General features: G+C 68.1%; 16 protein-coding genes and 1 pseudogene. 12 read left to right on the top strand and 5 right to left on the bottom strand.

Annotation, left to right across the window (positions count from 1 at the left end; translation table 11 throughout):
- A pseudogene (locus tag EH199_RS22985) lies at positions 1 to 1,015 on the bottom strand (hypothetical protein); the annotation flags it as partial.
- A 137-nt stretch (positions 1,016 to 1,152) separates the two neighbouring features.
- Positions 1,153 to 2,676, bottom strand: coding sequence for a fumarate hydratase (locus tag EH199_RS22980; protein WP_124811385.1), 1,524 nt, complete (start codon positions 2,674 to 2,676; stop codon positions 1,153 to 1,155).
- A gap of 268 nt (positions 2,677 to 2,944) precedes the next feature.
- Here EH199_RS22980 and EH199_RS22975 point away from each other — a divergent pair, with 268 nt between their 5' ends.
- The 6 genes from EH199_RS22975 (at position 2,945) to EH199_RS22950 (ending at position 8,685) form a co-directional block, all read left to right on the top strand.
- Entirely contained in the window at positions 2,945 to 3,553 is a 609-nt protein-coding gene (locus EH199_RS22975) for a protein-L-isoaspartate O-methyltransferase (RefSeq protein ID WP_124811384.1), read from the top strand.
- Positions 3,554 to 3,558: 5 nt separating this feature from the next.
- Positions 3,559 to 5,061 (top strand): TolC family outer membrane protein, encoded by a 1,503-nt coding sequence (locus EH199_RS22970; RefSeq protein WP_223806885.1) that lies wholly within the window; start codon positions 3,559 to 3,561, stop codon positions 5,059 to 5,061.
- A 43-nt stretch (positions 5,062 to 5,104) separates the two neighbouring features.
- Positions 5,105 to 5,587 (top strand): DUF2497 domain-containing protein, encoded by a 483-nt coding sequence (locus tag EH199_RS22965; RefSeq protein WP_124811383.1) that lies wholly within the window; start codon positions 5,105 to 5,107, stop codon positions 5,585 to 5,587.
- Positions 5,588 to 5,686: 99 nt separating this feature from the next.
- Positions 5,687 to 7,879, top strand: a complete 2,193-nt coding sequence (locus EH199_RS22960; protein ID WP_124811382.1) for a S9 family peptidase — start codon at positions 5,687 to 5,689, stop codon at positions 7,877 to 7,879.
- A 3-nt stretch (positions 7,880 to 7,882) separates the two neighbouring features.
- Positions 7,883 to 8,314 (top strand): thioesterase family protein, encoded by a 432-nt coding sequence (locus tag EH199_RS22955; RefSeq protein ID WP_124811381.1) that lies wholly within the window; start codon positions 7,883 to 7,885, stop codon positions 8,312 to 8,314.
- Positions 8,311 to 8,685: a ferredoxin gene (locus EH199_RS22950; protein WP_124811380.1), complete on the top strand. Its 375-nt coding sequence runs from the start codon at positions 8,311 to 8,313 to the stop codon at positions 8,683 to 8,685. The genes EH199_RS22955 and EH199_RS22950 overlap by 4 nt, the downstream gene beginning before the upstream one ends.
- Before the next feature lie 3 nt (positions 8,686 to 8,688).
- Here EH199_RS22950 and EH199_RS22945 read toward each other — a convergent pair whose 3' ends face one another.
- Positions 8,689 to 8,988 (bottom strand): hypothetical protein, encoded by a 300-nt coding sequence (locus EH199_RS22945; RefSeq protein ID WP_124811379.1) that lies wholly within the window; start codon positions 8,986 to 8,988, stop codon positions 8,689 to 8,691.
- A 186-nt stretch (positions 8,989 to 9,174) separates the two neighbouring features.
- On the opposite strand from EH199_RS22945, the gene EH199_RS22940 reads away from it, so the two are divergent.
- The 6 genes from EH199_RS22940 (at position 9,175) to EH199_RS22915 (ending at position 12,398) form a co-directional block, all read left to right on the top strand.
- The gene (locus EH199_RS22940; RefSeq protein ID WP_124811378.1) at positions 9,175 to 9,609 is read left to right on the top strand and encodes a CBS domain-containing protein; all 435 of its coding nucleotides are present in this window, start codon (positions 9,175 to 9,177) and stop codon (positions 9,607 to 9,609) included.
- A 72-nt stretch (positions 9,610 to 9,681) separates the two neighbouring features.
- Positions 9,682 to 10,014, top strand: a complete 333-nt coding sequence (gene erpA / locus EH199_RS22935) for an iron-sulfur cluster insertion protein ErpA (protein WP_124811387.1) — start codon at positions 9,682 to 9,684, stop codon at positions 10,012 to 10,014.
- The gene (xth, locus tag EH199_RS22930; RefSeq protein WP_124811377.1) at positions 10,011 to 10,793 is read left to right on the top strand and encodes an exodeoxyribonuclease III; all 783 of its coding nucleotides are present in this window, start codon (positions 10,011 to 10,013) and stop codon (positions 10,791 to 10,793) included. The genes erpA and xth overlap by 4 nt, the downstream gene beginning before the upstream one ends.
- A 171-nt stretch (positions 10,794 to 10,964) precedes the next feature.
- Complete coding sequence (locus EH199_RS22925) at positions 10,965 to 11,198, top strand: hypothetical protein (protein WP_124811376.1); 234 nt, start codon at positions 10,965 to 10,967, stop codon at positions 11,196 to 11,198.
- A gap of 2 nt (positions 11,199 to 11,200) precedes the next feature.
- Positions 11,201 to 11,875 (top strand): peptide-methionine (S)-S-oxide reductase MsrA, encoded by a 675-nt coding sequence (gene msrA / locus EH199_RS22920; RefSeq protein ID WP_124811375.1) that lies wholly within the window; start codon positions 11,201 to 11,203, stop codon positions 11,873 to 11,875.
- A gap of 64 nt (positions 11,876 to 11,939) precedes the next feature.
- The gene (locus EH199_RS22915) at positions 11,940 to 12,398 is read left to right on the top strand and encodes a Fur family transcriptional regulator (protein WP_124811386.1); all 459 of its coding nucleotides are present in this window, start codon (positions 11,940 to 11,942) and stop codon (positions 12,396 to 12,398) included.
- Here the strand turns inward: EH199_RS22915 and EH199_RS22910 are convergent.
- Positions 12,395 to 12,943 (bottom strand): GNAT family N-acetyltransferase, encoded by a 549-nt coding sequence (locus tag EH199_RS22910; RefSeq protein ID WP_124811374.1) that lies wholly within the window; start codon positions 12,941 to 12,943, stop codon positions 12,395 to 12,397. The genes EH199_RS22915 and EH199_RS22910 overlap by 4 nt on opposite strands.
- Positions 12,944 to 12,950: 7 nt before the next feature.
- Positions 12,951 to 13,142: hypothetical protein (locus EH199_RS24865; RefSeq protein ID WP_223806884.1), on the bottom strand; the 192-nt coding region annotated here is incomplete at its 5' end.

The following is a 13,142-nucleotide window of genomic DNA, read 5'->3' as shown; positions in this document are numbered from 1 at the left end:
GAGCCGGCGGCGCGGGCGGCGCCGGCATCGCGGCGGCCGGGGCCGGCGGAGGCGGAACGGTGATGCCGGCCTCGGCCAGTTCGCGGCGGACTTCCTCGAACGCCTTGCGCCGCTCCTCGGCGGCGATGCGGCGGCCTTCCTCCATGGCCTTGCGGCGTTCCATGGAAGCGATGCGGCGGGCTTCGGCGCCCTGCGCGCGGCCATCGCCGACCTGGCGGCGCGCGTTCTCGATTGCGCGGGCGATGTCGTCAGCGTCGTCGCCATCGACATCCGCCGTCATCCGGCCGGCGCGGACCTGCGCGGTGCCGTCCGCGTTATGGCGCACGATTACGCCGCCCGGCGCGATCATCTCGGAGCTGCCATCCGCGTTGCGGCGCACGGTCAGCGGGAAATCGGGCGCCGGTGGCGGGGCGGGCGGAACCTGCGCGGCCGGTGGTTCCGGTGGCGACGGCGGCGGCGAGGATGCTTTCGGCGCGACCGGATCGGGCAGGTCGACCAGAACGTTGCCCGACAGGTCATGCCGCATCCTGATGCCGCCGGAAGGTGCGGCAGCGGTGGTCTGCCCCGGCGCGGGTAACGGGCTGCCCGCATCGGTTGGCGCCGTGGCGCGCGCGCTGCCGGGCTCCTTCGCCGCTTCCTCGTTGAGCTTGCGCTCCATGATGCGCTGTTCGATCGAGGCGAAGGCCTGCTGGTTGATGACCGCCAGCGCCAGCGCGGCGGGCAGCATGATGACCAGCGACGCGCCGATGCGCAGGCCGATGCCGCGCCCGTCGAAGCGGCGGAGCAGCGGCCAGGCCAGCAGCGTGACCACGATTCCGGCCAGCGTGACCAGCGCGCGCCGCCACAGCAGTTCCTGGAATTCGCCCAGTTCGACCACCATGCCGCGCACGGTAACGAGCAGGAAGTAGCACAGCCACAGCGCGGCCGCCGACAGCACGACCTGCCGGGCGGGAACATGGGGGCGGGCGGAGAGCGTGTCTGCTTCTCCGATGGGATAGGCGGAACTGGAAGCCATTGCCGCCTTCTACACCGCGTTCAAGCGCCAGCGCCAGCGCGGCTGGTCGGGGGGAGTCTGCGGTTGGTCGAGCATTCGGCGGCGCAGGGCCGGGTGTTCCAGGCGAAACCCCCGGCACTGCGTTGCGTCAAACCGCGTCAGGCGGGCAGCAGGCCTTCCTCGGCGATCTTCTTCTTCCACACCAGCGGGGCGAGCTGGTGGACGTTCTGGCCTTCGCTGTCGACGGCCACGGTCACCGGCATGTCCTGCACGGTGAATTCGTAGATCGCTTCCATGCCGAGGTCCGCGAAGCCGACGACTTTCGCTTCCTTGATCGCGCGCGCGACAAGGTAGGCGGCGCCGCCTACCGCCATGAGATAGGCGGACTTGTGGTTGGCGATCGATTGCGTGGCCGAAGGGCCGCGCTCCGCCTTGCCCACGCTGGCCAGCAGGCCCAGGTCCAGCATCTGGTCGGAGAAGCTGTCCATGCGCGTGGCGGTGGTGGGGCCGGCGGGGCCGACCACTTCGTCGCGCACCGGATCGACCGGGCCGACATAGTAGATCACGCGGCCGCGGAAATCGACGGGCAGTTCCTCGCCCTTGGCCAGCATGTCCTTGATCCGCTTGTGCGCGGCATCGCGGCCGGTCAGCATGCGGCCGTTGAGCAGCAGGCGGTCGCCCGCCTTCCAGCCCTGCACCTCTTCGGGCGTCAGGCTGTCGAGATCGACGCGCTTCGCCGCGCTGTCGGGCGCCCAGTGGACTTCGGGCCATTCATCGAGCTTGGGGCGTTCGAGGAAGCTGGGGCCGGAGCCATCGAGCGTGAAGTGCGCGTGGCGCGTGGCGGCGCAGTTGGGGATCATCGCGATCGGCTTGCCGGCGGCGTGGCACGGCGCGTCCATGATCTTGACGTCGAGGATCGTCGACAGCCCGCCCAGGCCCTGCGCGCCGATGCCCAGCGCGTTGACCTTGTCGAAGATTTCGATGCGCAGCTTCTCGATATCGTTCTGCGGCCCGCGCTCCTTGAGCTGGGCCATGTCGATCGGCTCCATCAGCGCCTTCTTGGCCAGCAGCACGCAATGTTCCGCCGTGCCGCCGATGCCGATGCCGAGCATGCCCGGCGGACACCAGCCGGCGCCCATCTGGGGCAGCATCTCCACCACCCAGTCCACGATCGAATCGCTGGGGTTCATCATCTTAAACTTGGACTTGTTTTCCGACCCGCCGCCCTTGGCTGCGACATCGACCGAAACCTTGCCGCCCTTCACCATATCGACATGGAGCACGCAGGGCGTGTTGTCCTTGGTGTTGCGGCGGGTGAAGGCCGGGTCCGCCAGCACCGAGGCGCGCAGCTTGTTGTCCGGGTTCAGGTAGGCGCGGCGCACGCCTTCATCGACCACGTCCTGCAGCGAACGGTCGGATTCGAGGCGACAATCCTGCCCCCACTGGATGAAGACATTGACGATGCCGGTGTCCTGGCAGATCGGCCGGTGGCCTTCGGCGCACATGCGGCTGTTGGTCAGGATCTGGGCGATGGCGTCCTTCGCCGCCGGGCCTTGTTCCGCCTTGTAGGCTTCGCCCAGCGCACGGATGTAGTCCATCGGATGGAAGTAGCTGATGTATTGCAGCGCGTCGGCGACGCTTTCGATCAGGTCTTCTTCCCGGATTGTCACCATTTCCGCCATTGTCGCTGACTCCTTCGTCGCTGGCTGGCCGCTACCGGCCGATCGCTGCCCGATCGGCGCCGGCCGGACCGATTGGCCGGTTGAATCGATGGGCGCCCCTTACGCGCCGACGGGCGACGTGCAAAGCGCTTGGCGTGGGGAAAGCGATATTCTACAGGCGGTGCCCGGAAGCCCGGACTGGAATGCCCCGACACCGGCGTTGCACTGGTGTATTGATGGTGTAATACAGTGGCGGGTCGCTTTTTGCAGGCCAGTTACGAGGGATAGCATGACAGTGGTGGAAGATCGGCCGATGGGCGCCGAGACCGGTGCGGACCTTGCCCCGGCGCGGCGCGCGATGATCGACAGCCAGCTCCGGGTGAGCGGCGTCAACGATCCGGCGATTCTCGCCGCTTTCGCCGCGATCCCGCGGGAGGATTTCGTGCCGGCGGAACGGCGCGCGGTGGCCTATGCCGATCGCGCGGTGCCACTGGGCGATGGCACGGTGCTGGCCCCGGCGCTGACGCATGGGCAGATGCTGACCGCCGCCGAACCGGTGCCTGCCGACACGGTGCTGGTGATCGGCAAGCCCGGCGCCTATCTCGCCGCCGTGGTGGGCAGGCTGGTGGGCAGCGTCACGCTGGCCGCGCCCGGTGCCACCGTGGAGGGCGGTCCCTATTCGCTGATCCTGATCGATGGCGCGATCGAAGTGGCGCCCGCGGCGCTCGTGGCGGCGCTCGCCGACGATGGCCGTGTCGTTACCGGCCTGATCGAACGCGGCGTGGCGCGGCTGGCCATCGGCCGCAAGGTGGCGGGCGAAATCGCGTTCGCCAGCCTGGGCGAAGCGGATTTCGCGGCGCTGGCCGACTATGCCGCGCCGAAGAAGTGGAGCTTCTGAACGTCATGACGAAAATGGGGAGGGACAGGGCCGGACGAGGAAGCGCTTGGCTGCGCGCGACCCTGCTGGGGTCGGCGTTCGGGTCGGCGCTGGCGCTTCCGGCCGCCCCTGCCCTGGCGGACGACCTGCGCGAGGCGCTGGTCGGGGCCTATAACACCAACCCCACGCTGCAGGCCGCGCGCGCCAACCAGCGCGCCACCGACGCGGGTGTCGCCGCCGCCAAGGCTCCGGGCCTGCCCAGCCTGGCCGGTACCGCGACCTATACCGAATTCGTCAAGAACAGCCCGGTCTCGTTCACCGCGCCGGCGCGCGTGCTGGTGGGCGAAGTCAACGCGGGTCTGCCGGTCTATTCGGGCGGGTCCGTGCGCAATTCGGTCCATGCCGCCGAAACCCGCGTGCTGGCCGGCCAGGCCAGCCTGCGCGGCACCGAATCGGGCGTCTTCAGCCAGACCGTGGCCGCCTATATGGACGTGATCCGCGATCAGGCGATCGTCGGCCTCAACCGCAGCAACGTGCAGGTTCTGGAAGTGAACCTGAAGGCGACGAGCGACCGCTTCGAGATCGGCGACGTGACGCGGACCGACGTGGCGCAATCGAACTCGCGCCTCGCGCTGGCGCGCGGGCAGTTGCGGCAGGCTGAGGCCAATCTCGTTACCAGCCGCGAAACCTACATCCAGGTGGTGGGCAAGGTGCCGGCCGATCTGGAAGCGCCGCCGCCGCTGCCCGGCCTGCCGGCCACGCCCGACGATGCGGTGCAGATTGCGCTGGCCAACAATCCCGATCTCCAGGCCGCGCAGGAACAGAGCAAGGCCGCCGGCTTCGACACCAAGGCGGCCGGCGCATCGCGCCTGCCCAAGCTCTCGCTGTTCGCGACGGGCGATTACTACAACTACGTCAACTCGCTGAAGTTTGCCGAAAATAACCAGGTCGTGTCGGTCCAGCCCTACACCACGGCGCAGGCCGGGGTGCGGGCCACGATCCCGCTGTTCCAGGGCGGCTTGCCCGCCGCGCAGATCCGCCAGGCGCAGGCGCGCGAAGGCGCGGCGCTGGAACAGGAGATCGGCGTCGAACGGCAGGTGATCGCCACCGTGCGCGCCGCCTATTCCTCGTGGAAGGCGGCGAACGACGTGATCACGATGAACCAGACGGCGGTGGACGCCGCGGCGCTCAGCCTGGAAGGCGTGCGCGCGGAAAACACCGTGGGCAACCGCACGATTCTCGACATCCTCAACGCCGAACAGGAACTGCTCAACGCGCAGGTCCAGCTCGTTACCGCGCGGCGCAATGCCTATGTCGCCGGCTTCAACCTGCTGTCCGCCATAGGCAAGGCGCAGGCCAAGGATCTGGGGCTGGACGGCGGCGTGCTCTACGATCCCGAAGTCAACTACGACCGGGTCCGGAACAACATATGGGACTGGGCACACGATCCCGCACCTGTCGCCCAATCCACACGCACCGTTGACACACCGGCCCAGGATGCGACAATTCCTGCTCAGACTGCTCCGTAACGGCGGGGATTCGGAGCGTCTGTTTCAGGGGTGCGAAAAGGCGATGCGGCAGGCTGGTGAACCTTCGGTCGAGGAAATACTCGAATCGATCAAGAAGGTGATCGCGCGGGATAACCGTGCCGAATCCGCGCAGGCGCGCGCGCGGCGCGAAGCGCCCGTACCCACACCCGCCGCTCTTGCCGCGCGCCCGGCCGATGTTCTGGATCTTGCCGAGGAGGACGCCGAGGTCCTGCTGGCGGGGGACGCGTGCGAAGACGAGGGCGATGCCATGACGGACGAGGACGACGCGCCGCTGCTTCCGGAAACCGCCGCGGTTTCCATGCGCGATTCGCTGGCGGCTCTGTCGATGCTGGCGCAACCAGGCGCCCAGCCGCAGATCGTCCGCTCGGGCGAGACTTCGCTGGAAGGCATGGTGCGCGACATGCTGCGCCCGATGCTGTCCGAATGGCTGGAAAAGAACCTGCCAGGCATGGTCGAACGGATGGTCGCTGCCGAAATCACGCGGATCGTCGGCAAGAAGAGCTGACCCGCCGTCCGGTTCGGAGGGACCGGAAGGGCAGGAACCCGATTCGCGTTCCTGCCGATTCGCTTTGCCTTCGATGGCGGAGCCGCTAACCCGGTTTCCATGAAAACCGTTTCGCTTCGCGCGGCGCTGCTGGCCGCCTGCCTCGTTTCGCCCCTTTTCGCCAACACGGCATCCGCTGCCGCCGGAGCCGCTCCGCCGCCAATGTCGGCGCAGGACCTCGTCACGCTGAACCGGCTGGGTTTGGCCACGGTTTCGCCCGACGGAGCATGGGCGGCCTATACCGTGACCACCACCGATCCCGTCACCTACAAGCGCACCACGGCAATCTGGCTGAGATCGCTGACCGACGCCAAGGCGCCGCCGGTGAAGCTGGCGTGGGAGGGATCGGTCAGCGATCCGGCCTTCGCGGCCGACGGCACGCTGTGGCTGCTGTCGGACCGCAAGCCCGCCGGTGCGGCCACGGACACAGCCGCGACCACGCAAGTCTGGTCGGTGCGGCCGGCCACGCCCGACAGCGCGCGGCAGGTGACGGCGTTCAAGGCCGATGTCGCCGGGTTCAAGCTTTCGCCCGATGGCCGGCGGCTGGCCGTGTGGGGCGATATCGCGCGCAGCTGCCCCACGTTCGGCGGGTGCGCCGGCGATGGCAACACCAGCCTGCCGGGGCCGGGCACGGGGCGGCTTTACAAGGACGGCGTGGGGTTCGTCCGGCACTGGGACGCATGGGAGACGCCGGGCAACTACAGCCGCGTGTTCGCCTTCGCGCTGGGGGCCGACGGGCGGATCGATACCGACAGCGGCCGCGCGCTCGATGGCGATCCGGCGCAGGGCGGCCTTGTCGGCGATGCGCCGACCAAGCCGTTCGGCGATGGCGGAGAAATCGCGTGGAGCGCCGATGGACGCGCGGTGATCTATGCCGCGCGGCAGGCCGACCGGAACGAGCCGCATTCGACCAACATCGACCTGTGGTGGGCGCCGGTCGATGGTTCCGCGCCGAAGAACCTGACCGCCGCCAACGCGGCGACCGACACGATGCCGGCGGTCTCACCCGACGGCAAATGGCTGGCCTATGCCGCGATGGCGCGGCCCGGCTATGAAAGCGACCGGCTGGTCGTTCACCTGCGCAACCTGGCCACGGGTGAGGATCGCGCGCTGACCGGGGGCTGGGACCGTTCGGTCGCGTCGCTGACCTGGACGCCCGACGGCAAGGCCCTGATCGCCACGGCCGAGGACGTGCTCGATACGCCCGCGTTCCGCATCGACGCGGCGAGCGGCAAGGTTGCGCGGCTGGCGCTGTCGCCCGACAAGGCGCGCGAAGGGCACATCAGCAACGTCCTGCCGCTCAAAGACGGGAGGGTGGTGTTCCTGCGCGATACGATCGACGCGCCGGCCGAGCTCTACGTGGCCAAGGCGGGCAAGCCGGGGCTGCGCGTGACCGACGTGGCGGCCACAACCATGGCTGAACGCGCCCCGGTGGTGACCCGCCGCCTCAGCTTCACGGGCGCGAACGGCGATACCGTGTGGGGCTGGGTGACCAAGCCCGCCGGTACCACCGGCAAGCTGCCGGCGATCCTCTATGTTCATGGCGGACCGCAGGGCTCGTTCAACGACGGCTGGTCCAACCGCTGGAACGCGCGTGTCGTGGCGAGCCAGGGCTATGCCGTGGTCGCGATCGATTTCCACGGCTCCACCGGCTACGGCCAGGCCTTCGTCGATGCCATCAACCGCGACTGGGGCGGCAAGCCGCTGGAGGACCTGCAGAAGGGCCTGGCCGCGGCGGCGGCGGCCGATCCCCAGATCGACGATGGCAACGCCTGCGCGATGGGCGCGTCTTATGGCGGGTACATGATGAACTGGATCGAGGGCCAGTGGCCCGACAAGTTCAAGTGCATCGTCCAGCACGATGGCGTGTTCGACGCGCGTGCCATGGCCTACGAAACCGAGGAGCTGTGGTTCGACGAATGGGAACACGGCGGCCACGCCTATCACGAGGCGCCCGAGGAGTTCGAGAAGTGGAACCCGGTGAACCACGTGGCCAAGTGGAAGACGCCGATGCTGGTGGTGACGAGCGAAAAGGACTTCCGCATTCCCTATACGCAGGGCCTTGCCGCCTTCACCGCGTTGCAGATGCGCAAGGTCCCGTCCGAACTGCTGGTCTTCCCCGACGAGAACCACTGGGTGCTCAAGGCGAAGAATTCACTGCAATGGCATGAGACGGTGTTCGCCTGGCTGGATCGCTGGCTGCATCGTGGCGGCCGGGCGGGCGGCGAGACGGGCGGCGGGAAGGCAGACTGAGCCGTGGCGAAACCCGATTCGGCGCTGCTCGATGCCGCGCGCTATCCGTTCGACCTCGAAATCACGACCCGCTTCGCCGATCTCGATCCCAACGACCACATCAACAATGTAGCCATAGCGGCGGTGCTGGAAGATGCGCGCGTGCGCTTCAACGAGGCGCTGGGCTTCCGCACCGTGATCCGCCCGCTGCGCGCGATGGTGGCGAGCGTTTCGATCGACTATCTGGCGCAGGGGCATTACCCGCAGCCGCTGCGCTGCCACGTGGGCGCGGTCGCGGTCGGGCGGACGAGCTGGACCGTGCAGCAATTGCTGGTGCAGGGCGATGCCGCCGTCGCCACCGCGCGGACCGTGATCGTCTGCGTCGACGGGGACAGGCCCCACCCGCTCCCCGATGCGGCGCGTGCCGCGATCGATCAATGGATGCTCCGCGCATGACCGTTTCGCCCGAAGAACTGGCCCAGGCCGAAAGCGCGCTTGAAAAGCTGGGCGGCTTCGCGCCGCGCCGGCATATCTTCCTTTGCGTCGATCCGGAAAAGGACAAGTGCTGCCCGCGCGAAGTGGGGCAGCAAAGCTGGGCCTTCCTCAAGAAGCGGCTGGGCGAACTGAAGCTGGGCGGATCGTCGGGCGTGCTGCGCAACAAGGCGGGATGCCTGCGCGTGTGCCTCGCCGGGCCGGTGGCGGTCGTCTATCCGGAAGGCGTGTGGTATCATTCCTGCACGCCGCCGGTGCTGGAGCGGATTCTTCAGGAACACCTGATCGGCGGCGTGCCGGTGGAGGATTACCGGCTCAATCCGCCGGCAGGCTGAAGCCTATCCGCCCCACCCTTCGTCGTGCTCGAACGGGTCTTCGATCGCCTCGTCGTGCCCGGTGCCGCTGGACAGGAACACCAGCCCCATCAGCGCCGCCATCAGCATCATCGTCAGGCCGATGCCCAGGGTGATCGCGATGTAGAGATGGATCGAGACGAAGCCGACCACCTCGTAGAGATAGGTCGCGACCATCGCGATCACGCACAGCGTGACCAGCCCCATCCAGCGCATCAGCCGGAAATAGCGCGCCCAGGCGAAGCGGGCGTTCGCGGGGTCGTCGAGCGGGGATATTCTGGGCATATCGCGGCTCTCCATGCGCCGCGCGGCAGGGGCTGGCAATCGCTTTCGCCGTCAACGCTCTTTACTGTCACCGCGATGGTGGCATGATCGATCGAACGGGCAGCGAACCGCGATGGCGCAAGCCAGGGCGGGGACCGGCAAGCCCGGATCAGGAAGAGGTTGCACCTAACGGGGAAGGATAGCGTCATGACCATTGCCAGGCTGATTGCCGGGCGCGGAGCGGAGGTGTGGCGGTGCCATGCCGAAGATACCGTGGCCGATGCGGTTGAAGTGCTCGCGAAGAAGCGCATCGGCGCGCTTCCCGTGCAGGATGGCGATGGGGACGGCGTGGCCGGCATCTTCTCCGAACGCGATGTGCTCTATTCGCTGCAGAACCACGGCGCCGATGCGTTGCGGATGAAAGTGCGCGACGTGATGACCGCGCCGGTCATCACGATCGCGCCGGACACGTCGGTCATGGAAGCGCTCGCGCTGATGACGCGGCGGCGGTTCCGCCACCTGCCGGTGGTCGAGAACGGACGGATGGTCGCCTTCGTCTCGATCGGTGATCTGGTGAAGTACCGCATCGACCGCATCGAGGCCGAGGCGGACGCCATGCGGGTCTATATCCAGCAGGCCTGAAGCGGAGCCTGAAATCCGGGAGTCTGACGGCGCCGCTTGAGTGACGGGCCGACCATGCCTATCTTGTCGGGCATGACCGAACCCGCCGTCTCGCTTGCACCCAGTGCAGCCACCCGCATCGCCGCGATCGCCGCGAAGCAGGGCAAGCCCGCCATTCTCCGGCTTTCGGTGGAAGGCGGCGGCTGTTCGGGCTTCCAGTACCGCTTCGGGCTGGACGAAGCGGCGCAGGACGACGATTCGATCGCCGAGACCGACGGCGTGCGGCTGGTGGTCGATCCCGTCAGCCTCGATCTGCTGGCGGGCAGCGTGGTCGAATATGTCGAATCGCTGGGCGGTTCGGCCTTCCGCGTGACCAATCCCAACGCGGCATCGGGCTGCGGTTGCGGCTCCTCTTTCGCGGTATGAACACGCTCAAGGTTGCCAGCTTCAACATCAACGGCATCAAGGCGCGCCTGCCGCGCCTGCTCGAATGGCTGGAGGAAACCCGCCCCGCGGTCGCCTGCCTGCAGGAGATCAAGACGCAGGACGAAGGTTTCCCCGCCGCGGAGTTCGAAAAGATCGGCTACCACGCCATCTGGCACGGCCAGAAGGGTTTCAACGGCGTGGCGATCCTGGCGGATGGCGAGAAGCCGGTGGAAGCGCACCGCGGGCTGCCCGGCGATCCGGACGACGAACATGCGCGCTATCTCGAAGCTGACGTGTTCGGGCTGCGCGTGGTGTGCATCTACCTGCCCAACGGCAATCCGCAGCCGGGGCCGAAGTTCGATTACAAGCTGCGCTGGATGGAGCGCCTCCGCGCCCGCATGGCCGAGATTGCCGCGCAGGAGATCCCCGCGCTGGTGATCGGCGATTACAACGTGATTCCCGAGGACAAGGACACGTTCTCGGTCCGCGCGATGGCGACCGACGCGCTGATGCAGCCCGAATCGCGCGATGCCTATCGCCGCCTGATCAACGATGGCTGGACCGACGCAATCGACCTGCACAACCCGCGCGGCGGGGTGTGGACGTTCTGGGATTATCAGGCCGGCGCGTGGCAGCGCGACCACGGCTTCCGCATCGATCACGCGCTGCTCTCGCCCGAACTGGCTGACCGGCTGGTGGCGGCCGGAGTCGACAAGGCCTATCGCGGGCGCGAGAAGGCGAGCGACCACGCGCCGATATGGGTCAGCCTGCGCGCCTGAAAGGCCGCTTCCGGCATCCTCCGTTCGTCGCATTTGGACCGGATCGACCATGTCGATCGTCGAATGCCTCTTGTCCTGCCGACAAGGCTCCCTACGTGGGCCGCGCCGTGTTGCTCCGCAAAATGTCGCCGGCTGTGTAACGCTTCACAGCGCGGCGGCGAAGAACCGGGCATGATCGACATACGTTCCCAGGGCGCCCTGCCGCCATTGCCAAGAGATCCCCTCATGGGCCTGTTCACGCCTGACTTCTTCCGTGCTCTCCTCGTCGGCTTCCTGATCGGTACGGCCGGCATGGCGCTTTCGATCGGCTCGGACGTGCGCGCGGAAAGCGCCAAGGCGGGGGCGGCGGTGGACGTGGCGGTAGGCGGGGCGCAGGCCGCCGCGCCCGCGTCCGGAGCGCGGTGATAATGCGGCGGGCACCGGGCCTGGCCGTTGCGCTTGCCCTCGTGCTGGCCGCCTGCCAGCAGCCCGCGCAGGCCGAAGGCGTGGTCGCCACGCCCGAAGCGGCGGTGAAGGCCAGCGAGGCGCCCGGACGTCGCACGGCGGTATTCGCCGGCGGCTGCTTCTGGGGCATGGAGGCAGTGTTCAGCCACGTGAAGGGCGTGACCAGCGTGGTATCGGGCTTCGAAGGCGGCGGCGCGCGCGATGCGCGGTACGAAACCGTCAGCACCGGGCGCACCGGCCATGCGGAATCGGTGCGGATCACTTACGATCCGGCGCGCATCCGCTATGACGAGCTGCTGCGGATCTTCTTCGGCGTCGCCAGCGATCCCACCCAGCTCAACCGGCAGGGGCCGGACGTCGGCACGCAGTACCGCAACGCCATCGTGCCGCAAAGCCCGGAACAGGCGCGCGTGGCCGCCGCCTATGTCGCGCAGCTGCGGCGGACGAACCTGTGGCGCGCGCCGATCGTCACCGCGATCGAGCCCAACCGGGGGTTCTACGCGGCGGAGGCCTATCACCAGGACTTCATGTTGCGGAACCCCGATCACGGCTATATCCGCCGCTGGGACGTGCCCAAGGTCGATGCGCTGAAGCGCACGTTCCCGCAGTTCTGGAAAGCTTCGTTCACGGTGAACTGAGGCCGGCTGGCGCGATGGCTCCGGAGCGATTGCACCGGGCGTGCGGCGCTCCTATCTAGGGCACATGCCGGGGCACCATCATCACGAACACGCAGAGGACACGCTGGTCGGCGCCGCGCGCGACGTTCTCGTCGCCTCGGGCGAACAATGGACCGACATGCGCGCCGACGTGTTCGAAGCGCTGGCCGAGCGGGAAAAGCCCGCCTCGGCCTATGACATCGCCGAAACCGTGGGCGCGCGGCGCGGCAAGCGCGTGGCCGCCAACAGCGTCTATCGCATCCTCGACCTGTTCGTGCGCACCAACCTGGCCCGGCGGGTGGAAAGCGCCAACGCCTATGTCGCGAACAGCCATCCCGGTTGCCGGCATGATTGCATCTTCCTGATCTGCGATTCGTGTGGGCATACGATCCATATCGATGACGATCGCCTGACCGGTGCCTTGCGCCAGGCGGCGCAGGATGCGGGCTTCGCCGATGTGCGGCCGGTGGTGGAAATCCGCGGCCGCTGCGGGGATTGCGGTTAAAGCACTTTCCCCATGCGCTTGAGCGGCACCGGGGCGCCGCCGCGATCGTCCACGATCTCCTCGATCACATCGTACCCGGCCACCCGGTAAAGCGGTTCGCCGGCCAGCGTCGCCATCAGTTCGCAACGCGCGAAGCCTTCGGCGCGGGCCGCCGCCTCGCAATGGGCCAGCAGCGCCCGGCCGATGCCGCGCCGCGCGAACGCCGGATGCGTGTACATCGCGCGGACGCGGGCCGCCTCGGTGGCCGGATCGAGCAGGCGCGGTTCGCGCAAGCCCGCGCTGTGATCGCCGCCGTAGAGCGTCGCGCGCCGGCTCCACCCGCCGCAGCCGGCCAGCGCGCCATCGGCTTCGGCGATGAAATAGGTGCCATCCGCCACCAGCTGCCGGTCCAGGCCCATCACCGCCCGGCTGGCCGCGATCTGGGCGGGGGCAAGAAACGCGGATTGCAGCGTGCCGATCGCCAGGTCCATCACGCTTTGCAGCGCGGCAAGATCGGCCAGGCGCGCGGGCCTGATGGTGGCGCCCGTGGCGGGCTTCGCGGTCATGGACGGGTCATTTATCGCATTTTTCCATCGGGCGTTGCCGGCTTGTCACAATCGACAGGCCGGGGGCAAGGGTGTAAGGCGCAGGGATGTCGTTAGAACGAGATCGTCCCTTGCTGGAGGGAGTAGAATCGCCATCGGATTTTCGGGGCTGGCCGTTGCCGCGTTTGCGGGCATTGGCGGACGAGGTCCGGGCGGAGAT

This window comes from Novosphingobium sp. LASN5T (genome assembly GCF_003856955.1).
In the GTDB taxonomy this organism is placed as follows: Bacteria; Pseudomonadota; Alphaproteobacteria; order Sphingomonadales; family Sphingomonadaceae; genus Novosphingobium.
This window is presented reverse-complemented; position numbering and strand designations above follow the sequence as displayed.